The organism is Micromonospora sp. NPDC050276 (assembly GCF_044459545.1).
Taxonomy (GTDB): Bacteria; Actinomycetota; Actinomycetes; order Mycobacteriales; family Micromonosporaceae; genus Micromonospora.
Window position 1 is genome coordinate 267,677 of the sequence record NZ_JBITJA010000006.1, and the last position, 20,619, is coordinate 288,295.

A 20,619-nucleotide genomic window follows, 5' to 3' on the forward strand; every position below is an offset into this window, starting at 1 on the left:
CTACCAATAGGTTTGCATTGCAAATCAATCTGCGCAAGAGGTTCGGTGGGGCGGCGACGCCGCGCGGGATCGACAGTGGTAGCTCCTGTTGAGCTCCGACACCAGCTAATGTCCGGATTGGAGGTGATCCGTGTTCACCGAGGCCTTTCCGATCGTGATGACACCTGACCTGCCACGACTGATCGCGTTCTACCGGGACGTGGTCGGCTTCGAGCTGACCTATCGGTTTCCGGACGAGGGTGCCCCGGAGTTCGTCGCCCTCCGCTTGGGCACCAGCGAGCTCGGCCTGGCCGCCAACCCGGAGGCTGGCGACCTGGCCGACTCGCACCGCTGGGAGTTGTGCGTCTACGCCGACGACTGCGACGCCGCCGTGGGTGCGTTGCGCACGGGCGGAGCGACGGTCACCGAGGAGCCGGTCGACCAGCCGTGGGGTGAGCGCTCGGCGCGGGTCACCGACCCCGACGGCAACCGGTTGCTGGTGCTGGCTCGGCTGTAGACATCCGCGCCGGGGAGGAGGACGCCGGGTCATCTTCTCCAGAACAGGAGATGGGTGACTCCGCTGGGGCTGGGCACCGACTCGAGGTGGAAGCGGTCGAGCAGTTCGGTGTGGCTGTCCCACAGACGCTCGCCTCGATGCAGGTCGACGGGTGCGACGGCGATGTGCATCGTGTCCACCAGGTCGGCCTCGAGGAACTCGCGGATGGTCGCCACCCCACCACCGAGGCGTACGTCCCGACCGGCGGCTGCCTCCTTCGCTCGGGCCAGCGCCTCGGCCGGGCTGGCGTTGAGGAAGTGGAACGTGGTGTCGGCCAGGGTGAACGACGGGCGCTCGTGGTGGGTGAGCACGAAGACCGGCGTGTGGAACGGCGGATTGTCCCCCCACCAGCCCTGCCAGTCGTGGTTCTCCCAGGGGCCACGCTGGGGGCCGAACTTGTTGCGACCCATGATCTCCGCGCCGATGTTGCACTCGGCGTCGCGGGTCAGGTAGTCGTCCAGGCCGCGCGTGCCACCCGGCTCGGTGCGATACACGAAGCTGGCGGTGGCGGCACGCCAGGAGAACATCGGGGTGGGGTCGGCGTGGCCGAAGGGCCGTTCCAGGCTCTGCCCCTCTCCGGTGCCGAACCCGTCGCGTGAAACGTTAAAGCACTGCACCCGAAACAGTTGCGGCATGGTGTCTCCTCTTTACGTCGATGGGCCGTTAATTCAGTTCGCGGTCACCGTCGGGCCGCCCCCGCTGCCCCGGTCGTCGAGCACGAGTGGGGCGCGGCCGCGCACCGCGTACCGGATGTGGGTGACCTGTGGGGTGGCGAGGACGCGGGTCGGCGTCAGCTCGACCGCCTCCCGGTCGCCCAGGTCGAGGTCCGCGTCGAACAGCCGCAGGCCGGTGCCGAGCACGACCGGTACGACGTGCAGCTCCAACTCGTCGAGCAGGCCGGCCTTGAACACCTGCCGCACCAGGCTGCCGCCCCCGGCCACGGCGACGTCCTTGTCACCGGCCGCGGCACGCGCCTGCTCGACGGCGCTGGCCACGCCATCGGTGACGTAGGTGAAGCTGGTGCCGCCTCCCCGCAGCAGCCGCTGACGGGGGCGGTGGGTGACGACGAAGACCGGTGCGCGGAACGGCGGTTCCTCGCCCCAGGGCACCTCACCTCCGTCGGCCATCCGGCGCCCCATCACGTACGCGCCCGCCGCGCCGAACGATTCGGCGATCACCTCGGAGTTGGTGTCCTGCTCCCCGCCGGCGAAGCCCTGCCGTTCGCGCCAGGCCGCCGCCTCGGTCGCCCAACGGGTGATCCGGAAGAATCCGGCGCTCTCCGCCGAGTCCATCCAGTTGCCGTCCCCGTCGAAGCGTGGGCCGGCGTAGAAGCCGTCCATCGACACCGACAGCTGTGCGGTCACCTTCGTCATCGCGCCCGGTCCTCTCCTCGGGCGGCACCCCGACTTGGTGTCGCTCCCGGAGGGGTCGGAGCCGAACGCCGTCTCCCTACTGGACGGGAGGGTGACGTGCGTCACCTTTTGGCTTGGTCAGGTACCAGGTTCCCGCGTGGTCCGGGTCGCATGACCACCGCATCCGGGGCGTTTCCTCCGGGCGCGGTCTCCAGTCCCGGTAGGGCGCGAGGGCCACCCGCCAGGCGATCACGGCGAAGACGTAGATGCCCGGTCCGACCAGCCAGAGCAGGGCGTCGCGCCGCCGGTAGGAGGCGTACGGCGCGAGCCACGCGGTCGCCGCCATCGGCACCGCGACCGCGCTCAGGTCGGCCATCGGCCCGCGGCCGAACCGGGACTCGATCAGCTCGCGCAGGACGAGGGACGGAACAACCACCCCGACCAGCAACACCACCGTGCGGACCATGCGGATCCGGCGCGTCCGGCGATCCCGGGCTTCGCGGGCAGCAACCGCTTCGGTGGGCATCCCCGGAGGGTACGGGCTGGCAGCGGCGGTGGATCTAGGACTTCCGGACGCTGGCCCTAACCGGTCGGACGCCTCGCCCACGAGGTGCCGGATGGCGCGTAGCCGTGGCGGCGGTAGAAGCGCACCGCGTCGGCGTTGCGGTGGTGGATGCCCGCCGACAGGTAGGAGAGACCGTGCTCGGTCGCCCACTGGTTCGCCGCGGCTAGGGTGGCGATCATGCGGATTGGCATCGTGATCCTGCCGGACCAGCGGTGGGCGGAGGCGCAGCGTCGCTGGCGGCAGGTCGACGAGTGGGGCTTCGACCACGCCTGGACGTACGACCACCTGGGTTGGCGTGACCTGGTCGACGGCCCGTGGTTCGACTCGATGGCCACGTTGACCGCCGCCGCCACGGTGACCTCGCGGATTCGGCTGGGCACGCTGGTAGCGTCGCCGAACTTCCGGCACCCGGCCGCGTTCGCCCGGCAGATAACCACGGTGGACGACGTCTCCGCCGGGCGGTTGCTGCTCGGCCTGGGCGCGGGCGGCATCGGCTTCGACTCGGCGGTGTTGGGTGGTGAAACGCTGCCACCGCGGCAGCGGGTCGACCGGTTCGCCGAGTTCACCGAGCTGTTGGACCTGATCCTGCGGGAGGACGGCACCACCTGGCGCGGCGACTGGTTCGCGGCGGTGGACGCCCGCAACAACCCCGGCTGCGTGCAGCAGCCTCGGGTGCCGTTCGTGGTGGCTGCCAACGGACCACGGTCGATGCGGCTGGTGGCGCGTTTCGGGCAGGGGTGGGTGACCACCGGCACCGGTGACGACAACGACCTGGCGGGTTGGTGGGCCAGCGTGTCGGCGCTGTCGGCGCGGATGGACCGGACCCTGGACGAGGCGGGCCGCGATCCGGCCAGCCTGGACCGTTACCTCTCGCTGGACGCGGCGCCGGTCTTCTCGCTCAGCAGCGCACAGTTCTTCGCCGATCAGGTGGGCCGGGCCGCCGAGTTGGGCTTCACCGACGTGGTGACGCACTGGCCGCGGGCCAGCAGTTGGTACGCCGGTGACGAGGCCATCCTGGTGGACGTGGCGACGCGATTGCTGCCCCAGCTACGCGGCTGAGGCCGCCGCGCCCGCCCGCGGCCGAGCCGCCGCGCCCGCCCGCGGCTGAGGCCGCCGCGTCCACCCGTGTCCGGCCCGGCTGGGTGCCGCCGGGTCAGGGGCCCAGGTCGCCGCTGGCCACCCCGCCCTCGCCGCCGGAGACCAGCCGGAAGCGGAGGCAGACGATCGGGGTGTCGCCGTCGACCGGCGTGCCGAGCCGCGCCCAGTAGGCCGAGTGCCCGGCCCGCCACTCCTCGATCGAGCGGTCACCCTCGCCCTCGGCGTGGGCGAAGTCCCAGGGCACGTCGCCGAAGCGGACCACCTCGACTCCGGTGATCTCCACGACGCCGGCCAGTGCGTTGTCGTCGTCGACCAGCGCCAGTCGTTCGCCGACGTGCTCCAACTCCTCGCCCTCTTCCGCGTACTCGGCGAGCCGGCCGGCCGTCGCGGTCTTCACACCGGCCAGCACCAGGGTGTTGAGGGTTGCCCGCAACTCGCCGGGGGTGCCGAGGGCGAGGGCGCGCAGTTCACCGATCCGAGGCCACATCCTGCCGAGGCTAGGCCAGCACGGCCCGGGACGCTGTCGCAATACGCGTCGCCCCGCTCGCGATGCCGTCGGCCGGGGCGTACACCAGCGTGCGGAGCGCGCGCTGCGCCTCGGCCGGGCTCCGCACCGGGCGCACCTCGCTTCGGGTCAAGCGGGCAGATCCGCGGCGTCGATCAGGCCGGTGATCCGTAGGTCGGCCGCGACGTCGGGCGGGCAGTCCACGGCCACCACGGCGGTGCCCAGCACGTCGGCGCCACGTGCGGCGCAGATGTCGTAGAGGGCGCGGAGCTGCGCGCCGGTGCGCACCCAGTCGTCCACCACCAGCACCCGGTCGTCGGGGCCGAGGTGCCGGTCCCGTACGGCGAGGTCGACCCGTCGGCCCCGGTAGTCCGGCGGGCTCTGCGCCCAGGTGAGCGGCCCGGCCGGTAGTCGCCCGTCGCCGGCTTTGTGGGCCGCCACGAAGCCGACTCCGAGGGCGGTGGCGGCCAACGGCCCGAGCAGCAGGCCGGTGACGGCGGGGGCCAGCACCACCGTCGGCCGGGCGGCCCGGTACGGCGCCACCAGGGCCGGTCCCAGTTCGGCCAACACCGCCGGGTCCCGCCACCAACCGGAGATGTCGCTGACCAGGTGACTGGTGCCCGGCCCGGGGTCGATCCAGCGGAACAGGGTGGCCAGGCGATCGGTCAGCTCAGCGGGCATCCGCTCATCCTGCGGCACGTGCGGTCGGCGCGGCGGCACCCGGGCCGGCCGGCCCACCCCGGGTCGGATGATCGGCTACACGTACCTGTGCAAATACGGGCATACCGCCATGATCACGTTGACTTCGGAAGTACTTCTCTCGTTACGGTCCGACCCGGTTTGTTCAGACGACGAAAGGACCGGGCCGGTGGCAGGCAAGCACTCCCGTACCCGCATCTTCTCCTCCCCGGCGGGCATCGTGGCCACCGCGGCGGTCGGCGTCGCCCTCGCGGTCGGGGGCACGTTCGGTGCCGTGCAACTGACCTCCAGCTCCGACCAGTCGGGGCAGCTGGCCCTCGACCTCGCCCCGACCACCGCCGCGAGCAGCCTCACCCCCAGCTCCCCGGCCGTCTCGCCGAGTGCCGGCGCCTCGCCGAGCGCGACCGCCAGCCCGTCGGCGACCCGGTCCCAGCAGGCCGCCTCCCGGGCCAAGGCCCGCACCGCGTCGCCGAAGCCGAAGCCGACCGTCAAGAAGACCACGGCCGCGGCCAAGGTGCTGGACAGCGGCTCGTGCGGCGCCTCGTTCTACTCCGACGGGCAGCTCACCGCCAACGGTGAGTCGTTCAACCCCGACGCGCTGACCGCCGCGCACAAGACGCTGCCGTTCAACACCAAGGTCCGGGTGACCAACCCGGCCAACGGCAAGTCGGTGACGGTGCGGATCAACGACCGTGGCCCGTTCATCGAGGGTCGCTGCCTGGACCTCTCCCGGGCCGCCTTCGCCACCATCGCCTCGGTCGACGTGGGTGCGCTCACCGTCCGCTACGAGGTCCTCGGCTGATCGGGACGGGCGACGCCGATTCGGCCGACCGAGTGGGCCGCCCGGACAGAACCTTCTCGGACGACGGGTCAGGTTCATTCACCGGTTCACGTCGATCAGGCAAACTGTCCCTCGTACCTACGCGACTCCTCCAGTCGGGCCGTCGCCCGCTGAGCCCCGGATCCCGCGCCGGCCTCGGCGCGGCCCTCGTTCTGCTCGCGATCGTGTCGGCGGTGGAGGCGGCGGACGGCCGTAAGGCGCACTACGTCGCGCTCCTGGCGGCCGCGCCGGTGCTCGCCGCAGCCCTGGCGTCCTGGCTGGTGGTCCTGGGCGTGGGCGTCGCGGCGACCCTGATCGGCGTCGGCTTTGCGGTGGTCGCGCCGAAGATGTCGTTGGTCACCTCGGTCAACGTTGTCGCGGTCGCGGTCGCCACCGGGTTGGCCGTGGCCGTGGCATGGGTCCGGCAGCGGCAGGCCGAGCGGATCGTGGAGCTGACCAAGCTCGCCTCGGTGGCCCAGCAGGCGGTGCTGCGTCCGCTCGGGCCGCAGGTCGGCACGCTCTCGGTCGCCGGGCGCTACATCTCGTCCACCGCCACCGCCGAGATCGGCGGAGACCTGTACGAGGCGATCGACACGCCCTACGGCGTACGCATGATCATCGGCGATGTGCGCGGCAAGGGCCTGGACGCGGTCCGGCTGGCCAGCATCGTCCTCGGCTCCTACCGGCACGTGGCGTACGAGCGGGCCGACCTGCGGGCCGTCGTCGCCGACCTGGATCGTGCGGTGGCCCGCAACGTCGGCGATGAGGACTTCGTCACCGCCGCCCTGGTCGAGGAGCGTGGCGGCACCCTCACGATCGTCAACTGCGGCCATCCCTCACCGCTGCTGTTGCGCCGGGGTGCGGTGATCCCGCTGGAGCCGCCGGCGCCGGCCCCTCCGCTCGGGTTCATGCCGGTGGTCCGTCCCCGGGTGGAACGCCTGGAGCCCGGGGACCGGCTGCTGTTGTTCACCGACGGCCTCGGCGAGGCGCGGCGGGACGGCGAATTCTTCCCCACCGCCGACCGGGCCTGGCGACTGCTCGGCCACGGCACGGTCGCCGACGGGCTGGCCTCGCTGGAGACCGCCCTGGTCGAGTGGGTCCATGGTCGGCTCGACGACGACATCGCGTTGGTCCTCATGGAGTACGTCGGCGCTCGTACCGGCGCGGCGGTGGCCGTCCCGAGCTGGGAGGTCGGCGCCGCCGAGAGCTGATCCGACCCGGTGCGGCCGGAGTGTGTAATCGCCGTCACTTGGGTGATCCGCTTGTCGCTGCCTACCCGCGAGTAATACAGTCGGGGTTACTGATCGGTAACACCTGTCCGGAAGCGGGGCCAGCGAGCATGACCCACTACAAGAGCAACCTCCGGGATCTCGAGTTCAACCTGTTCGAGGTCTTCGGGGCGGACCGGGCGTTCGGCCAGGAGCCGTACTCGGATCTCGACACCGACACCGCCCGCAGCTTCCTCGCTGAGGTCGACCGCCTCGCCCGCGAGGATCTGGCCGCCAGCTACACGGACAGTGACCGCAACCCGCCGGTCTTCGACCCGGCCACGCACACCGCGCCGCTGCCGGAGTCGTTCAAGAAGTCCTACCAGGCATTCATGGACTCCGAGTTCTGGCGCCTGGACCTGCCGCCGGCGCTGGGTGGCACCAATGCCCCGCGCGCCCTCTGGTGGGCGCTCGCCGAGCTGGTGCTCGGCTCGAACGCCCCGGTCTGGATGTACGCCTCCGGCCCGTCCTTCGCGCACGTGCTGCACGTCGAGGGCAACGAGCGGCAGAAGCGGTGGGCCAAGCTCTTCATCGACAAGCAGTGGGGCTCCACCATGGTGCTCACCGAGCCGGATGCCGGCTCGGACGTGGGCGCGGGCCGTACCCGGGCGATCCAGCAGCCCGACGGCAGCTGGCACATCGAGGGCGTGAAGCGCTTCATCACCTCCGGTGAGCACGACCTGAGCGACAACATCGTGCACTACGTGCTGGCCCGTCCGGTCGGCGTGGAGGGTGTCGGTGGCCCCGGCACCAAGGGCCTCTCGCTCTTCGTGGTGCCGAAGTTCCACTTCGACGAGACCACTGGTGAGCTGGGCGAGCGCAACGGCGTCTACGCCACCAACGTCGAGCACAAGATGGGCCTGAAGGTCTCCAACACCTGCGAGGTGACCTTCGGCGAGCACGGCGTACCGGCCAAGGGCTGGCTGCTGGGCGACCGGCACGACGGCATCCGGCAGATGTTCATGATCATTGAGTACGCCCGGATGATGGTCGGCACCAAGGCCATCGCCACCCTGTCCACCGGCTACCTCAACGCCCTGGAGTACGCGAAGAACCGGGTGCAGGGCGCCGACCTGATCCAGCAGGCGGACAAGACCGCCCCCCGGGTCACCATCACCCACCACCCGGACGTGCGCCGCTCGCTGCTGCTGCAGAAGTCGTACGCCGAGGGTCTTCGCGCCCTGGTCCTCTACACCGCCACCTGGCAGGACAAGGTCGCGCTCGCCGAGGCCGCCGGTGACGAGAAGGCCACCAAGCTGGCCAAGCGGGTCAACGACCTGCTGCTGCCGCTGGTCAAGGGCGTCGGTTCGGAGCGGGCGTACGAGCTGCTCGGGCACGAGGCCCTGCAGACCTTCGGCGGCTCCGGGTTCCTCCAGGACTACCCGCTGGAGCAGTACGTCCGGGACGCCAAGATCGACACCCTGTACGAGGGCACCACCGCCATCCAGAGCCTGGACCTGATCTTCCGCAAGATCGTTCGGGACAACGGCAAGGCGCTGCTGGCGGTCTCCGGCGAGATCCAGGAGTTCATCTCCTCCGAGGCGGGCAACGGTCAGCTCAAGGAGGAGCGGCAGGCGCTCGGCAAGGCGCTGGCCGAGATCCAGAACATCCTCGGCGTGCTGACCGGGTGGCTGGGCGAGGCGCAGGGCGGCGACACCCGGGCGCTCTACAAGGTCGGGCTGAGCAGCCGGCGGTTCCTGCTGGCGGTCGGCGACCTGGTGGTCGGCTGGTTGCTCCAGCGGCAGGCCGACGTGGCGCTGAAGGCGCTGGCCGGTGAGGTCTCCGCCAGCGACAAGGCGTTCTACACCGGCAAGGTGGCCGCTGCCCGTTTCTTCGCCCGTGAGGTGCTGCCCCGCATCGGTGCCGACCGACGGATCATCGAGGGCGCCGACCTCGACATCATGGACCTCCCGGAGGAGGCCTTCTAGGCCCCTGGGTCGCACCACCCAGCGCCGACGGCCGGCGGGGCGTGTCTGCCTCGTCGGCCGTCGGCGTCTCGCACCGGTGGCGGCACGTATTGGCCGAGCCCGGCCGGGTATGCCGGTGGCGTGGCGGGTAACCGTCGTGTGACCTCGAAAGGGAACGCCCAGAGCCACCGCACGGGGGAGTGCAGCGCACATGGGTGTAGGAAGCGGCATTTTTCTCATCGCGATCGGCGCGATTCTGACCTTCGCGCTGAGAGCCAACGTCTGGTGGATCGACGTACGGGCGGTCGGCTGGGTGTTCATCCTGGCCGGGCTCGCCGTACTGCTGACCACGCTCTGGTTCTGGCAGGACCGGCGCAAGCGGGCGCGGACCCTCATCGTGGAGGAGAACCGGCTGTCTCATCCGACGGCGATGATGCCGCCGCCGCCAGATCCTCCGCCACCAACCGCGCCGCCGTCCTGATCCTGCGCGACCTGGGCGCGTACCCCTGAGCCACCCGTCGATCGTCGATGGGTGGCTCAGTCTCGTGCGGTGTGCCGGGTCGTGAGCGGCGCTTCCGCCCGACTCAGCTCGGCCCAGCCGAGCGGAGACTGGTGCACCGCCAGCTCGGCGGTGCGCAATCCCTCATCGGTGAACCCGCCCGGATCAAGGAGTGCGGAGAGCAGTGATATGCCCGGATTGTGGGCAATAAGCAGCGCCACGCGGGCTGTCGAGTCCACCGTGCGGACCAACGACAGCAACTCCTCGGGGTGCGCGTCGTACGCGCCCGGCTCATAACGGACGGTTGGGCGAGGCCCGGTCGGGCCGCCCTCCGGCGGCGAACCGGTCATCCCCATCGCCACCTGATGCCAGGTCTGCCGAGTGCGGCGGGCCGTCGAGCAGATCACCACGTCGGGCAGCAACCCGTGGTGCGCCAACCAGGCGCCCGCCGCGGCCGCGTCGGCGTTCCCGCGTGCGCTGAGCGGACGCTCGGCGTCGTCCGCCGCGTCGCTGCCCTGTTCCGCCTTCGCATGCCGCAGCAACACCAGTGTCCGGGTCTCGAGGTGGGCGTCCGTCATGCCCCCAGCTTGCCCGATTGGGGATCTCCGTGCCTGGGTAAGTCGATGGATGCCGCACCCCTACCGACGGCCGCGGCGCGACGTACGCCAGGTTAGAGCCGAGGAGCGAGACATGGGCATTGGTGGCAGCATCTTCTTGATCGCGCTAGGTGCGATCTTCGCGTTCGCAGTGGAGGCCGACCTGGGCTGGCTGGACCTGGCCGTGGTCGGCTGGGTGCTGATGCTCGCCGGCGTCGCCGGCCTGCTCGCCACCCTCTACTTCTGGAGCAGCCGCCGCCGTGCGGTGGTCGCCGCCCCGGTACGCGAGGAGCGCGTGGTGGCCGACCGGGTCGTGCCGGTCCAGGACGACCAGGTCATGCGGGAGTACCGCGAGGTGCGTCGGCCGGGCCGGCCGGTCTGATCCTCGCTCGCACACTCCGGGGTCCCGCAGCGTGGCGGGGCCCCGGCTCGCGTATCGGCCCTCTGGGCCCCCGGCCCGCCTGCATCGGCTCGCGGCCGGTGCACCCGTCCACGAAGGATCAGGCGAACAGCGCGAAGTAGATCGCGATGTGGTGGCAGAGCGCCGCGACCAGCGTGCAGGCATGGAAGAACTCGTGGTGGCCGAAGACGGTCGGCCACGGATTGGGCCGGCGCAACGCGTAGAAGACCGCTCCGATGCTGTAGATCGCGCCACCGGTGATCAGCAGCACCAGCGCCGCGACGCCGCCGCCGTGCAGGATCTCCGGCAGCATGGCCACCGCCACCCAGCCCAGCGCCAGGTAGAGCGGCGCGGACACCCAGCGCGGGGCGTGCGGCCAGACCACCTTGACCGCCACGCCGGCCAGCGCGCCGCCCCAGACCACGGCCAGCATCACGGTGGCCGGCCGGGGCGCGAGCAGCATCGCGCAGAGCGGTGTGTACGTGCCGGCGATGAACACGAAGATCATCGAATGGTCCATCCGGCGCATCACCTGGTAGCCGCGCTCTGACCACACTCGACGGTGGTACAGGGCGCTCGTGCCGAAGAGCCCGCAGACCGTCAGGCTGTAGATGAGACAGCTGACCAGGGGCGCCCACCCCGGTCGGGTCGCGGCGATCGAGCAGAGCACGATGCCGCAGACCAGGGCGACGAAGAAGGCGTACGTGTGTAGCCAGCCGCGCATCCGGGGCTTGCCGATGTCGACCGGCTTCAGGCGAAGCGGGGCGGAGGTGCTCACGTAGTCAGGTTACGGCACCGTAGGTTACTTGGAAGTAGTGGCTTTGGTGATACCCGGCACCGTCATCGTGAACACCGAACCGACACGACATCGGCAAGGATGAGCGGATGCGGATCCGACCCGTCGGGGCGCACGCCCTGCTACTCGACTGCACCGACTCCGCCGACGTTCCCGAGGCCACCCTGGTCGAAGCGTGGCGGGCCGAACTGTGGCGGCGTCGGGAGCGGGGCGACCTGATCGCCGTCGAGATCGTGCCGGCGGCCCGGACCGTACTGCTCGACGGCCTGCCCGACCCGAGCACCACGGCCGAGCAGGTGACCCGGTGGGCGCCCGCCGTCACCGCCGCGACCGTCCGCCCCGACAAGACCACAGCCAGCCACGACGACGACGCGGACGTGGTCGTGCCGGTCTGCTTCGACGGGCCGGACCTGCCGGCGGTGGCGGCGCACTGGGGCGTCGACGTGTCAGCGGTGCGACACCGGTTGACCAGCACCCGGTTCCGGGTCGCGTTCTGCGGCTTCGCCCCCGGATTTCCCTACCTCACCGGGCTGCCCGCCGAGTTGGCGCTGCCCCGGCTGGCCACGCCGCGCCCCCGGGTGCCGGCCGGCTCGGTCGCGCTGGCCGGCCCGTACGCGGGCATCTACCCGGGCGCGTCCCCGGGCGGCTGGCAGCTGGTCGGTCGGACCGACCTGGTGCTGTTCGACGTGACCGCCGACCCGCCGGCCCGACTCGGTCCGGGCCGCACGGTCCGGATGGTGGCGGCGTGACCCACCCGGCCACCATCGAGGTGCTCCGCGCCGGGGCGCTCACCACCGTGCAGGACCTCGGCCGCCCCGGCTGGGCACACCTGGGCGTGCCCCGGTCCGGTGCCCTCGACCCGGCTGCCCTGCGGCTGGCCAACCGACTGGTCGGCAATCCGGAGCACGCCGCCGGCCTGGAGATCACCCTGACCGGCTGCACCCTGCGGCTGACCCGGGCCACCACGGTGGCGGTCACCGGTGCCGACGTCCCGGTCCAGGCCGGCGTTCGGCCCGGTGACATCGGGCGCCCACTCACCGTGCCGGCCGGGACGGTGCTGCGGATCGGTCCCGCCCGCCGGGGCGTACGGAGTTGGCTGGCGGTGGCGGGCGGAATCGACGTGCCACCGGTGCTCGGCAGCCGGGCCACCGACACCCTCTCCGGGCTCGGGCCAGCTCCGCTGCGGGACGGCGACCGGCTGCCGCTCGGCCAACCGGCCGACGCGCCCGCGCCGGTGGATTCGACCGTCTACTCCAGCCCCGCATCGGAGCTACACCTGACATTGCGCCCCGGCCCCCGCGACGACTGGTTCACGCCGGCCGCACTCGACCGGCTCTTCGGCAGCGCGTACACCGTCAGCCCGGTGAGCAACCGGGTCGGCGCGCGGCTCGCCGGCGCGGCACTGCCCCGCGCGGTCGCCGGCGAACTTCCCAGCGAGGGCATCGTGCTCGGCGCGGTGCAGGTGCCGGCGGACGGACAACCCCTGATCTTCCTCGCGGACCATCCGACCACCGGTGGATACCCCGTCATCGGGGTGGTCACCGACGTGACCCCGCTCGCGCAGGCCCGGCCAGGGACTACCGTCAGATTCCATGGACCTCAACGCTGACCTGGGCGAGGGATTCGGCATCTGGCGACTCGGCGACGACGAGGCGCTGCTGAGCCTCGTCACCTCCGCCAACGTCGCCTGCGGCTTCCACGGCGGCGACCCGTCCACCATGCGGCGGGTCTGCGAGGGCGCCGCGCGACGCGGAGTCGCGGTGGGCGCGCAGGTCGGCTACCGGGACCTGGCCGGCTTCGGCCGGCGGCACATCGCGTACGACTTCGCCGAGCTGCGCGACGAGGTGACCTACCAGTTGGGGGCGCTGGACGGGTTCTGCCGACTGTTCGGCACCCGGGTCCGCTACCTCAAGCCGCACGGCGCGCTCTACCACGCGGCCAGCACCGACGAATCCCAGGCAGCGGCCGTTGTCGCCGCGGTCAGCGGCTACGACCCCGAGCTGCCCGTGCTCTGCCTGCCCGGCTCGACGCTCGCTCAACTCGCCGTCGGCGCGGGCCTGCCGGTCGTCGCCGAAGCCTTCGCCGACCGCGCCTACCTGCCCAACGGGGCGTTGGTGCCGCGCGGCACCCCCGGCGCGGTGATCACCGACCCTGAACAGGTGGCCGAACGGGCGGTGCGGATGGCCACGGAACGAAGCGTGGTGGCGGTCGACGGCACCGTCATCCCCTGCTCGGTCGACTCGATCTGCGTGCACGGCGACACCCCGGGCGCGGTCTCCGCCGCCGAACTGGTCCGCGCCACCCTGATCGACGCCGACATCACCCTGGCCCCGTTCGCCTGACCGGAGGGGCCCAGCGGCCCCTCCGACCACCTCAGGCGTCCAGGCCGCGAAGCACCAGCGGCAGCCGGGTCACGGCGCCGTCGACCACCCGCACCGGTACGCCCCAGTCCTGCCGGGTCAAATGGCACGCCGCGTGCTCGACGTCCGCGTCACAGGTCGCCGCCTGGGCGGTCACCTGGAGCACCCCGGCGGTGACCTCGGCGTTGAGCACCAGCCGACGGGACAGCTCGGTGCCGGTGCCGGCACCGTCCACCAGCAGCTCCGGCGGGGACGCGGAGACCACCAACCGGGTCGACGGCCCGTACGTCTCGTCCAGCTTCTGCCCCGGCGCCGGGGTGAAGACGATGTCCAGGGTCACCTCGCCGGCCGCGACGTCGGTCGGCTTGCGCTCGGTGCGGTGCCGGGGGCCGTCCACCGTGCTGGCACCCGCCGCCGACAGGGCACCCGGCGCGAGCCGGGTCAACCGGTGTGCGGCGGACTCCACCACCAGCACCTCGCCGGACGGGGTGAGCACCAGGTCGCTCGGCTCGGCCAACCCGTCGGCCACCGTGGAGACCTGGTTGCTGGCCGGGTCGAAACGGCGCACCGCGCCGTTGTACGTGTCCGCGATCAGCACCGAGCCGTCCGGCAGGGCGCACACGCCCAGCGGGTGCTGGAGCAGCGCCGACTCCGCCGGGCCGTCCACGTGCCCGAAGTCGAACAGGCCCTGCCCGACGGCGGTGCCCAACACACCGTTCTCGACGTACCGGACGGCACTGGTCTCGCTGTCGGCGATCCAGAGCCGGGTGCCGTCGGTGGACACGGAGAGCCCTGACGGCTGCGCCATCCACGCCTCGGCCAGCGGGCCGTCCCGCAGCGCCTCGACCGTCGTGCCGGCGTACATGCCGGCGGTCCGCTTGATCGGGTCGAACCACCAGAGCTGGTGGATACCGGCCATCGCGATGATCAGCTTGTCGTCGTACCAGGCCAGGTCCCACGGGGAGGAGAGATCCACGGCGAGCGCGTCGTGGGCGTGGTCGTCGACCTCGGCGCGCCACTGCCGGCCGCTGCCGGCCACGGTGACCACCTCGCCGGACTCCAGCCGTACGCCGCGCAGCAGGTGGTTGACCGTGTCGGCCACCACCAGGTCGTAGCCGGCGACCTCGGCGACGTGCGTGGGCAGCAGGCACACCCCCTGCGGCTCGGAGAACGTCGCCGCGGCACCCGGCCCGTCGGCCCGGCCCCGCTCACCCGAGCCGATCCGGCGCACCGGCGTCTCGCCGTCCGGGGCCACCTCGACCAGGGAGTGCCGGGCCGAGTCCGAGACCAACAGGTTGCCGTTCGGCAGCAGCACCGCCTTGCCCGGGAAGCGCAGCGCGGTCTCCGGCGCCGGCGGCGGGACGTACGGGCCGTGCCCCCGGTGCAGGGTGCCCTTGGCCTCGTGGGTGGCGATCAGCTCGTCGATCAAACGGGCCAGCCCTTCGGCGTGGCCCTCGCCCGCCATGGTGGCCACCACGTACCCCTCGGGGTCGATCACCGACAGGGTCGGCCAGGCCCGGGCCGCGTACTGCTGCCACATGTCCAGCTCGGGATCGTCGAGGACGGGGTGGTGCACCCCGTACCGCTCCACTGCGGCAGCGAGCGCGTCGGCGTCCTTCTCGTGCTCGAACTTCGGCGAGTGCACGCCGATCACGACGAGCACGTCGCCGTACTTCTCCTCCAGCGGGCGTAGCTCGTCGAGCACGTGCAGGCAGTTGATGCAGCAGAACGTCCAAAAATCCGCGATGACGATCTTGCCGCGAAGGTCCTGCAAGGTCAGATTCCGGCCGCCGGTGTTGAGCCACTGCCGGCCCCGCAGTTCGGGGGCACGTACCCGCGCTGTCGTTCCCATGCCTGTCAGCCTGCCACGCCGCGCCGGGTCGGCCGTCGTGACTCGGATGACAAACGGCCTTGGGCTTTCTAGCCCGCGCCGCCCTCGTTGCGCTCCCGCCGCTTCGCGGCTTACTCGCGCCTTGCCTGACGCAAAGTCAGGCGTACCGAGCCAACGCCGGGCTCCGCGTGATGCTGGCACTGCTCAGCGCAAAGGGCCGCCCGGGCGGTCAGCCTCGGGGGACGAGGCACCAGCGCCGGGGCGGGCGGTTGAGACGGCTACCGGCGTTCAGCCCAGCCGACGAAGCGCGGGGTCAGGTCCGGCAGTCTGGCGTCCGGGTTGAGATCCTTCAGGTCGGCCGTTGCCTCCTCCTGAACCTTCGCCATGTGCACCAGCAGGCCCGGACGATCGTCGCGGAACTGGCCGAGGAGGCGCAGCTTCGCGGCCGAGCAGGGCCACAAGATGCCGCAGTTAGGGCAACGCCACGACGGGCGTAACGGCTTGTGCTCCGGCTGGTCGCGCATCAGCCGACCCGCACGGGCGTACGAGCGACCGGGCGGCGGGCGGTCGGCCGGGACGCTGGGGCCAGGGCCGGCGGGTTTTGCCAAACCAGGCCGCCGGACATGACGAACAACGAACGCCGCGCGACAGCGTCCCCGCTCGCGCCCAGCTCGTACCCGTCGAGCCAGAGCCAACCGTCGTACGTCGGCCAGTCGAGTACCCGAATCACGCGAACGAAGATCGGGCGCATGAACTGCACACTCGCGGCGCGGGTCAGGTGCAGGACGTCGCCCGTCGCCACCTTCCGCGCGGCGCCACTCATGCGTGCCCCCAACGGCTATCAGGGACGCGGTTAAGGCGTGTAAACGGCCCAGTTGGGGACGGCCCAACCGGGACGAAGGTCCCCGGCGGCCAGGGCGTCGGCGGCCTCGCCGGGGCGGGCCCACGCGCGGGCCGCCGTTCAGGCTTCGGTTCGGGTGGCTGGTCCGGCACGTTGCTCCCCCTGCTCGTAGCTCTGGGAAGGGGCCGTCCCCGTGGGTGCTGTCGGTACGCCAGGGGCGGCCCCGGTACGAACGCGTCCGCCGGGTCTCGGGGTCCCCACCGGCCGCGCCGTCTACAAAGCACCTTGCCCATCGAAGCTGGACGGCTACACCACGTAGCTATACGTTCTATAGACGTCGAAGACGTCCGCTCGGAGGTGGGCATGAACCAGGCGCTACGAGCGGCATTGGCTGACACAGGTGAGACCGTCGAAAGTCTTGCCGAGCAGGTCGGCGTAGACCCGAAGACGGTGGCGCGCTGGGTCAACCCCGGCCGAGTCCCACATCCGCGCCACCGCGCAGCCGCAGCCGCTGCGCTCGGCCGTGAGGCTGAGGACATTTGGCCGGACGTCTTGAAGCGGCGGGAACCGGCGTGGCTACGCCCGTGGGTGGAGACCGAGCTTCAGGCGTCTGCCCTGCGCGCCTTTCAGGTGGCGGTCATTCCCGGCTTGTTGCAAACCCCCGATTACGCCTCGGCGGTGCTAGCCAGTGGGGTCCTCGGCCCGGACGAGGTTGCGGACTACGTCGAGACCCGGCTACGCAGGCAAACGGCGGTGCTCGACCGGCGCAAGCCCCCGCTCTTCGTCGCGGTGATTGACGAATTCGCTCTTCGTCGTGGCGACCCCGAGATCATGAACCCGCAGCTAGACCACCTGGTCAAGATGGCCCAGCGGCCGAATGTGTTTGTGCACGTGTTGCCGTTGGACGCGGGCCTTCACGCCGGGCAAGCGGGGCCGTTCGTCATCGCCACTACTGAAGACGGCGATGTCGCTTACCTCGATGATCAGGCTGCCGGACGGCTGACCAACGACACCGCTGCCCTTTGGGCCACCTGGGATACGCTGCGTTCAGTGGCTCTCCCACGCCGCCAAACCATCGACTACCTAGAGGCAAGATCATGGCTGACCTGACCGGCGCCCTCTGGCGCAAGAGCACCCGCAGTAGCTCCAACGGCGGCGACTGCGTCGAGGTTGCCGACAACCTTCCGGGCGTCGTCGCGGTGCGCGACTCGAAGGACCCAGCGGGTCCGGCGCTGACCTTCGCTCCGGCCGCGTGGGTCGCGTTCGTCGGCCAGGTCGCCGAGCGGTCGTAATCAACGCCAGATGTACGGAAGCGCCCGTCCCGATATCGGAGGCGGGCGCTTTGCGTTGTGCGGAACGGCGCGCCAGCCACAGCGCTACGCGTGCCCGAATCTGCATGGTCTGTCTAGCGTTCGGATGAGTGGACCCATCCGCCGAGCGGATAGATCAACTGCACTGACTTGCACTGTCATGCGCAGTCCGTCAACAACGGCCACACAGCGTGATTCTGGGTAGACGCAGCGCGAGCTACAGCGCTAGAGGGGTTGAGGCAGGGGCACCCGTGTTGTCGTAGCGTTCCATGCGTGACAGCCAATGAGTAGGCAGCCGCCAGGCTCCTCGCCTTCCTCGTACGTTCGGACGAGTCGGCCATCAGCCGTTTTCTGCGCGAGACGCCGTACGACTTGACCCGGCTTCCTGAACCGTCTGCAATGGAGGGCGAGGGTTACAAGGGTGTAAGTCGCCTACGGGTTGGGCCCGACTACCGGGCCAAGGCCGAAGCTCGGCGCGCGCACCCCTAACGCAGAGGAGAGCACACACTATCGGCTCAATCCATTGATGACGCCCATCCGGGCTCGGCTCGCTACGGCTACGGAATCACCGTTACTCCGTCGCGGTCATCAGGTGCCTTACTCAGGGCACACGAGACCGAAGGGAGGTGATCAAATCGAGCCGGAAGAGGAAGCCCCAGGGCAGGAAAAGAACTCTGATCCCGTACGCCGCGCCAAGCAGCTGGCAGAGCAGAGGAACAGGCGCAGCGATCTTGCTGCAAATTATGTACTGGGCGTTGAAGGTGGTCAGCATCATGACCGACTTCGCGCGGAGCGGGCCCGCCTAACCCATGGGGTAGACGAGCCCACACCAGCAACCGCGAGTCGTCGCCCTGAGTTACTAGGCCCTAGGCGACATGCCCGCAACAAGCTGTAACGCTCTTTTTGTGCGTCGCGTTACACCCCCAACTGTAGCGGCCCTTAGGAATGAGTCAACGCAGAGCCGAAGACTCCGTCGTACGGGTCGGTTGACACGGTCGGGAGGTGGCCATTGCCGCCTCCCGACCGTGATCGGCCCGGACGGGCAGGTCAGGCAGGCCGGAGGGCGCCTGGCGGCGTCGTTTCGGCGGGCATGTACCTTCGGGCGGTGCGTTCGGACACGCCCAGGCGGGCCGCCACCTGTGCGGGGCTCGCGCCCGGCGTCGCGGCGAGCACCGCCGATACTCTGGTGGGCGGTCGTGGGCGGTGCCGCCACCGGATCGGGCGTCGTCGGCGGGTTGCCGAAACAGACGAGGACCGGCAACGTCCGAACGCCGGACGGGATGACCGGCGGGCGAGGCTGGGCCGGCGCTAGGGCGATCGGCGAGGGGTTCCAGCTTCTGCCAGCAACCACCTCCCCGACTGAACTCGTGACCGGAGTGTCGGGGTTCGATGTCTAGGAGGCAGACCGGCTCCGCGTGCGGGAACGGCCGTACTCGGCGAGGGCGTGAAAGGCGGCCTTGGGCGTCCATGAGCCGTCCGGCAGCACGCGCACAATCCCACGTGCGGCCAAGTCATAGTCATGCTCAGGATCGTCGGTGGTCGGAAGGTGCCGATTCGCGAACGTGTACACGAACGCCGCCTCCACCCCGCCAGCCTCGTAATCGCGCAGCAAGTCAACGATGTAGCGCGCTTGGCCTTCCTCGTCGCGCTCCAACTCCGCAGTCAGCTTCACGGCACGGCCGTGCTCGTCGTAGGTCACCGGTTCTGACCCGCCGGCCACGTCGGCCGCACCGCGGAATGTGCAGCAGCCGAATTCGGTCGCGGCGTACGGCTTGCCTTGCCCCACCGCCGCCGCCAGGCTTCGCGGGAACGCCGTGGAATTGGTTGCGTCGCGGTAACCAGCGTCGCTGGCGATGATGTCGAACGGCGACCAGTCGACGTCCTCGAGCGGGATCGAGGCGTATCCAACGAGGCCGCCGAACCGCTCGCGCACCGCAGACACCGCTTCGGCGAGGAAGTCGCGCACTGCGGCCCGGGCCGCAGGGACCGCCTCCCTCATCCGTATCGGATCGGTGAACAGCGCCATCCGCTCCGCCAGGTCACGGCCGGGCAGGAATCCGTCTGTGAACATCGAGATCTCGGAACCGGTCAGATACACGACCGAGGCGCCGCCGCGGCGCAGCCGCTCAGCCCGCTCGGCGCCGTCGAGCACGAACGCCCTGAGCTCGTCGCGGTCCAGGCCGTTGGTGAACGGGCAGTACCACACCTCGAGCCCAGCCTCGGCCGCGAGCCGCGCGGTCAGCTCCAGCCGGTCTTGGACACCGCCGGTGATACGGACCGCGTCGCAGTGCAGCTCCTCGCGGATGACACGCAGGTCATTCCGCACAGTGTCGGCGTCGAACGGCTCGTGAGTGGTGGATCCGGCACTCACGAAGCCGGAATCGTAGTTGATGCCGAAGACACGCATCAAGTTTCCTCTCCTCTTACGGTACTTCACGTACCCTATAAGGTACGTCCAGTACCCTACAAGGCATGAGCACAAGGCGCCGCGGCGAGGAGTTGGAACGGGCGATTCTGCACGCTGCAGCGGACGAACTACGCGAGTCCGGATACGCGGGGATGACGATGGATCGGGTCGCCGCTCGCGCCGGGACCAACAAAAATGCCATCTACCGCCGATGGCCGCACCGGGCGGCCCTGGGCATCGCGGCGTATCGCCACCTGTCCGACGCCGCCATCCCGAACCCTGACACGGGCACGCTGCGAGGAGACGCACTCGAGATGCTTCGACAGGCCAACCAGACATGGTCGTCGCCGCACGGAGCGATCCTGCGCGGTCTGCTCGCCGCCGCAGCCGACGACCCGGAGCTACTCACCCTTATGCGCGAACGGTCCGGCGCAGACACCATGGACCACGCTTGGCTCGCGATGCTTCAACGGGCCGCAGCCCGGGGCGAGGTGCCGGCGGCGGCGGTCCACCACCGGGTGGCAACGACACCGATGATGCTGCTCCGGGCCGAGTACGCAATGCGTGGTATCCCCTCGGTCCCCGAAGAGGTCCTAGTCGAAATCGTGGACGAGGTGTTCCTGCCCCTGGTACGCGGCCGCGGCTGACGCGGCACCGACCGGATCGGCACGGCGACGGACAGACTGTGGATAACGCCAGGGCCCAGTGAAACTCAGCGATACGAACTCCGCACCGGACTGACGGCGTTGAAGCAGTAGCGCACGCGAGAACCCGTCGCCAAGCTCGATCGGAAGGCCTGTTTGCCATTGCTCGGGATCGTCGTGGCGATC

26 protein-coding genes are annotated in these 20,619 nt (G+C 70.6%); 13 read left to right on the forward strand and 13 right to left on the reverse strand.

Annotated elements, in window-relative coordinates; translation table 11 throughout:
- Positions 1–130: 130 nt before the first annotated feature.
- Positions 131–496 (forward strand): VOC family protein, encoded by a 366-nt coding sequence (locus ACIBF8_RS15300; protein WP_396783461.1) that lies wholly within the window; start codon positions 131–133, stop codon positions 494–496.
- Positions 497–525: 29 nt separating this feature from the next.
- Here ACIBF8_RS15300 and ACIBF8_RS15305 read toward each other — a convergent pair whose 3' ends face one another.
- From ACIBF8_RS15305 to ACIBF8_RS15320, 4 genes are all read right to left on the reverse strand, one after another.
- Complete coding sequence (locus tag ACIBF8_RS15305; RefSeq protein ID WP_396783463.1) at positions 526–1,170, reverse strand: dihydrofolate reductase family protein; 645 nt, start codon at positions 1,168–1,170, stop codon at positions 526–528.
- A 33-nt stretch (positions 1,171–1,203) separates the two neighbouring features.
- Positions 1,204–1,908: a dihydrofolate reductase family protein gene (locus ACIBF8_RS15310; RefSeq protein ID WP_396783464.1), complete on the reverse strand. Its 705-nt coding sequence runs from the start codon at positions 1,906–1,908 to the stop codon at positions 1,204–1,206.
- A 76-nt stretch (positions 1,909–1,984) separates the two neighbouring features.
- Complete coding sequence (locus tag ACIBF8_RS15315; RefSeq protein WP_396783465.1) at positions 1,985–2,413, reverse strand: hypothetical protein; 429 nt, start codon at positions 2,411–2,413, stop codon at positions 1,985–1,987.
- Between the two features lie 56 nt (positions 2,414–2,469).
- Positions 2,470–2,631: a hypothetical protein gene (locus ACIBF8_RS15320; RefSeq protein WP_396783466.1), complete on the reverse strand. Its 162-nt coding sequence runs from the start codon at positions 2,629–2,631 to the stop codon at positions 2,470–2,472.
- Between ACIBF8_RS15320 and ACIBF8_RS15325 the strand changes: the two genes are divergently transcribed.
- Positions 2,630–3,511: an LLM class flavin-dependent oxidoreductase gene (locus ACIBF8_RS15325; protein WP_396783468.1), complete on the forward strand. Its 882-nt coding sequence runs from the start codon at positions 2,630–2,632 to the stop codon at positions 3,509–3,511. The genes ACIBF8_RS15320 and ACIBF8_RS15325 overlap by 2 nt on opposite strands.
- A 94-nt stretch (positions 3,512–3,605) precedes the next feature.
- Here the strand turns inward: ACIBF8_RS15325 and ACIBF8_RS15330 are convergent, their stop codons facing one another.
- Together ACIBF8_RS15330 and ACIBF8_RS15335 are read right to left on the reverse strand one after the other, a co-directional pair.
- Positions 3,606–4,037: an ASCH domain-containing protein gene (locus ACIBF8_RS15330; protein ID WP_396783470.1), complete on the reverse strand. Its 432-nt coding sequence runs from the start codon at positions 4,035–4,037 to the stop codon at positions 3,606–3,608.
- A 147-nt stretch (positions 4,038–4,184) separates the two neighbouring features.
- A complete protein-coding gene (locus ACIBF8_RS15335) occupies positions 4,185–4,736 on the reverse strand; it encodes a phosphoribosyltransferase family protein (RefSeq protein WP_396783471.1) in 552 nt (183 codons plus the stop codon).
- Positions 4,737–4,923: 187 nt separating this feature from the next.
- Between ACIBF8_RS15335 and ACIBF8_RS15340 the strand changes: the two genes are divergently transcribed.
- The 4 genes from ACIBF8_RS15340 to ACIBF8_RS15355 all read left to right on the forward strand — a co-directional run bounded on the left by ACIBF8_RS15340 (position 4,924) and on the right by ACIBF8_RS15355 (position 9,230).
- Positions 4,924–5,556 (forward strand): septal ring lytic transglycosylase RlpA family protein, encoded by a 633-nt coding sequence (locus ACIBF8_RS15340; protein ID WP_396783473.1) that lies wholly within the window; start codon positions 4,924–4,926, stop codon positions 5,554–5,556.
- Between the two features lie 104 nt (positions 5,557–5,660).
- Positions 5,661–6,785 carry a PP2C family protein-serine/threonine phosphatase gene (locus ACIBF8_RS15345; RefSeq protein ID WP_396783766.1) on the forward strand — a complete coding sequence of 375 codons (1,125 nt, stop codon included), beginning with the start codon at positions 5,661–5,663 and terminating at the stop codon, positions 6,783–6,785.
- A gap of 128 nt (positions 6,786–6,913) precedes the next feature.
- A complete protein-coding gene (locus ACIBF8_RS15350; protein ID WP_396783474.1) occupies positions 6,914–8,770 on the forward strand; it encodes an acyl-CoA dehydrogenase in 1,857 nt (618 codons plus the stop codon).
- A gap of 190 nt (positions 8,771–8,960) precedes the next feature.
- Positions 8,961–9,230 (forward strand): DUF6458 family protein, encoded by a 270-nt coding sequence (locus ACIBF8_RS15355; protein ID WP_030332052.1) that lies wholly within the window; start codon positions 8,961–8,963, stop codon positions 9,228–9,230.
- A 56-nt stretch (positions 9,231–9,286) separates the two neighbouring features.
- On the opposite strand, the gene ACIBF8_RS15360 is transcribed toward ACIBF8_RS15355, so the two are convergent.
- Complete coding sequence (locus tag ACIBF8_RS15360) at positions 9,287–9,826, reverse strand: SixA phosphatase family protein (protein WP_396783476.1); 540 nt, start codon at positions 9,824–9,826, stop codon at positions 9,287–9,289.
- 112 nt (positions 9,827–9,938) lie between these two features.
- Between ACIBF8_RS15360 and ACIBF8_RS15365 the strand changes: the two genes are divergently transcribed.
- A complete protein-coding gene (locus tag ACIBF8_RS15365) occupies positions 9,939–10,226 on the forward strand; it encodes a DUF6458 family protein (RefSeq protein ID WP_396783478.1) in 288 nt (95 codons plus the stop codon).
- 118 nt (positions 10,227–10,344) lie between these two features.
- Here ACIBF8_RS15365 and ACIBF8_RS15370 read toward each other — a convergent pair whose 3' ends face one another.
- The gene (locus ACIBF8_RS15370) at positions 10,345–11,022 is read right to left on the reverse strand and encodes a hemolysin III family protein (RefSeq protein ID WP_396783479.1); all 678 of its coding nucleotides are present in this window, start codon (positions 11,020–11,022) and stop codon (positions 10,345–10,347) included.
- Between the two features lie 107 nt (positions 11,023–11,129).
- Here ACIBF8_RS15370 and ACIBF8_RS15375 point away from each other — a divergent pair, with 107 nt between their 5' ends.
- The 3 genes from ACIBF8_RS15375 to ACIBF8_RS15385 are packed head-to-tail and all read left to right on the forward strand — an operon-like array spanning position 11,130 to position 13,382.
- The gene (locus ACIBF8_RS15375; RefSeq protein ID WP_396783480.1) at positions 11,130–11,789 is read left to right on the forward strand and encodes an allophanate hydrolase subunit 1; all 660 of its coding nucleotides are present in this window, start codon (positions 11,130–11,132) and stop codon (positions 11,787–11,789) included.
- The gene (locus tag ACIBF8_RS15380) at positions 11,687–12,649 is read left to right on the forward strand and encodes a biotin-dependent carboxyltransferase family protein (protein WP_396783768.1); all 963 of its coding nucleotides are present in this window, start codon (positions 11,687–11,689) and stop codon (positions 12,647–12,649) included. The genes ACIBF8_RS15375 and ACIBF8_RS15380 overlap by 103 nt, the downstream gene beginning before the upstream one ends.
- The gene (locus tag ACIBF8_RS15385; RefSeq protein ID WP_396783482.1) at positions 12,633–13,382 is read left to right on the forward strand and encodes a LamB/YcsF family protein; all 750 of its coding nucleotides are present in this window, start codon (positions 12,633–12,635) and stop codon (positions 13,380–13,382) included. Before ACIBF8_RS15380 ends, ACIBF8_RS15385 begins: the two co-directional genes overlap by 17 nt.
- 31 nt (positions 13,383–13,413) lie before the next feature.
- Here the strand turns inward: ACIBF8_RS15385 and ACIBF8_RS15390 are convergent, their stop codons facing one another.
- From ACIBF8_RS15390 to ACIBF8_RS15400, 3 genes are all read right to left on the reverse strand, one after another.
- Complete coding sequence (locus ACIBF8_RS15390) at positions 13,414–15,252, reverse strand: NHL domain-containing thioredoxin family protein (RefSeq protein ID WP_396783483.1); 1,839 nt, start codon at positions 15,250–15,252, stop codon at positions 13,414–13,416.
- Positions 15,253–15,509: 257 nt separating this feature from the next.
- A complete protein-coding gene (locus ACIBF8_RS15395; protein WP_396783485.1) occupies positions 15,510–15,755 on the reverse strand; it encodes a flavin reductase in 246 nt (81 codons plus the stop codon).
- On the reverse strand, positions 15,755–16,054 hold the full coding sequence (locus tag ACIBF8_RS15400) for a hypothetical protein (RefSeq protein WP_396783487.1): 300 nt from the start codon (positions 16,052–16,054) through the stop codon (positions 15,755–15,757). Before ACIBF8_RS15400 ends, ACIBF8_RS15395 begins: the two co-directional genes overlap by 1 nt.
- A gap of 381 nt (positions 16,055–16,435) precedes the next feature.
- On the opposite strand from ACIBF8_RS15400, the gene ACIBF8_RS15405 reads away from it, so the two are divergent.
- Together ACIBF8_RS15405 and ACIBF8_RS15410 are read left to right on the forward strand one after the other, a co-directional pair.
- On the forward strand, positions 16,436–17,182 hold the full coding sequence (locus tag ACIBF8_RS15405) for a Scr1 family TA system antitoxin-like transcriptional regulator (protein ID WP_396783489.1): 747 nt from the start codon (positions 16,436–16,438) through the stop codon (positions 17,180–17,182).
- The gene (locus tag ACIBF8_RS15410; RefSeq protein ID WP_396783491.1) at positions 17,170–17,364 is read left to right on the forward strand and encodes a DUF397 domain-containing protein; all 195 of its coding nucleotides are present in this window, start codon (positions 17,170–17,172) and stop codon (positions 17,362–17,364) included. The genes ACIBF8_RS15405 and ACIBF8_RS15410 overlap by 13 nt, the downstream gene beginning before the upstream one ends.
- 1,065 nt (positions 17,365–18,429) lie before the next feature.
- On the opposite strand, the gene ACIBF8_RS15415 is transcribed toward ACIBF8_RS15410, so the two are convergent.
- The gene (locus ACIBF8_RS15415) at positions 18,430–18,555 is read right to left on the reverse strand and encodes a helix-turn-helix domain-containing protein (protein WP_396783492.1); all 126 of its coding nucleotides are present in this window, start codon (positions 18,553–18,555) and stop codon (positions 18,430–18,432) included.
- Positions 18,556–18,775: 220 nt separating this feature from the next.
- Positions 18,776–19,789: a hypothetical protein gene (locus ACIBF8_RS15420; protein ID WP_396783494.1), complete on the reverse strand. Its 1,014-nt coding sequence runs from the start codon at positions 19,787–19,789 to the stop codon at positions 18,776–18,778.
- 65 nt (positions 19,790–19,854) lie between these two features.
- Between ACIBF8_RS15420 and ACIBF8_RS15425 the strand changes: the two genes are divergently transcribed.
- A complete protein-coding gene (locus ACIBF8_RS15425) occupies positions 19,855–20,436 on the forward strand; it encodes a TetR/AcrR family transcriptional regulator (protein ID WP_396783495.1) in 582 nt (193 codons plus the stop codon).
- Positions 20,437–20,619 lie beyond the last annotated feature (183 nt).

Excerpts from the sequence above, each read along its gene's own strand:
- ACIBF8_RS15410 (WP_396783491.1), top strand. The coding sequence starts at position 17,170 with ATGGCTGACCTGACCGGCGCCCTCTGGCGCAAGAGCACCCGCAGTAGC.
- ACIBF8_RS15420 (WP_396783494.1), bottom strand. The coding sequence starts at position 19,789 with ATGCGTGTCTTCGGCATCAACTACGATTCCGGCTTCGTGAGTGCCGGA.
- ACIBF8_RS15375 (WP_396783480.1), top strand. The coding sequence starts at position 11,130 with ATGCGGATCCGACCCGTCGGGGCGCACGCCCTGCTACTCGACTGCACC.
- ACIBF8_RS15355 (WP_030332052.1), top strand. The coding sequence starts at position 8,961 with ATGGGTGTAGGAAGCGGCATTTTTCTCATCGCGATCGGCGCGATTCTG.
- ACIBF8_RS15335 (WP_396783471.1), bottom strand. The coding sequence starts at position 4,736 with ATGCCCGCTGAGCTGACCGATCGCCTGGCCACCCTGTTCCGCTGGATC.
- ACIBF8_RS15405 (WP_396783489.1), top strand. The coding sequence starts at position 16,436 with ATGAACCAGGCGCTACGAGCGGCATTGGCTGACACAGGTGAGACCGTC.
- ACIBF8_RS15320 (WP_396783466.1), bottom strand. The coding sequence starts at position 2,631 with ATGATCGCCACCCTAGCCGCGGCGAACCAGTGGGCGACCGAGCACGGT.
- ACIBF8_RS15325 (WP_396783468.1), top strand. The coding sequence starts at position 2,630 with ATGCGGATTGGCATCGTGATCCTGCCGGACCAGCGGTGGGCGGAGGCG.
- ACIBF8_RS15310 (WP_396783464.1), bottom strand. The coding sequence starts at position 1,908 with ATGACGAAGGTGACCGCACAGCTGTCGGTGTCGATGGACGGCTTCTAC.
- ACIBF8_RS15395 (WP_396783485.1), bottom strand. The coding sequence starts at position 15,755 with ATGCGCGACCAGCCGGAGCACAAGCCGTTACGCCCGTCGTGGCGTTGC.
- ACIBF8_RS15330 (WP_396783470.1), bottom strand. The coding sequence starts at position 4,037 with ATGTGGCCTCGGATCGGTGAACTGCGCGCCCTCGCCCTCGGCACCCCC.
- ACIBF8_RS15385 (WP_396783482.1), top strand. The coding sequence starts at position 12,633 with ATGGACCTCAACGCTGACCTGGGCGAGGGATTCGGCATCTGGCGACTC.
- ACIBF8_RS15400 (WP_396783487.1), bottom strand. The coding sequence starts at position 16,054 with ATGAGTGGCGCCGCGCGGAAGGTGGCGACGGGCGACGTCCTGCACCTG.
- ACIBF8_RS15360 (WP_396783476.1), bottom strand. The coding sequence starts at position 9,826 with ATGACGGACGCCCACCTCGAGACCCGGACACTGGTGTTGCTGCGGCAT.
- ACIBF8_RS15390 (WP_396783483.1), bottom strand. The coding sequence starts at position 15,252 with ATGGGAACGACAGCGCGGGTACGTGCCCCCGAACTGCGGGGCCGGCAG.
- ACIBF8_RS15425 (WP_396783495.1), top strand. The coding sequence starts at position 19,855 with ATGAGCACAAGGCGCCGCGGCGAGGAGTTGGAACGGGCGATTCTGCAC.
- ACIBF8_RS15350 (WP_396783474.1), top strand. The coding sequence starts at position 6,914 with ATGACCCACTACAAGAGCAACCTCCGGGATCTCGAGTTCAACCTGTTC.
- ACIBF8_RS15315 (WP_396783465.1), bottom strand. The coding sequence starts at position 2,413 with ATGCCCACCGAAGCGGTTGCTGCCCGCGAAGCCCGGGATCGCCGGACG.
- ACIBF8_RS15365 (WP_396783478.1), top strand. The coding sequence starts at position 9,939 with ATGGGCATTGGTGGCAGCATCTTCTTGATCGCGCTAGGTGCGATCTTC.
- ACIBF8_RS15305 (WP_396783463.1), bottom strand. The coding sequence starts at position 1,170 with ATGCCGCAACTGTTTCGGGTGCAGTGCTTTAACGTTTCACGCGACGGG.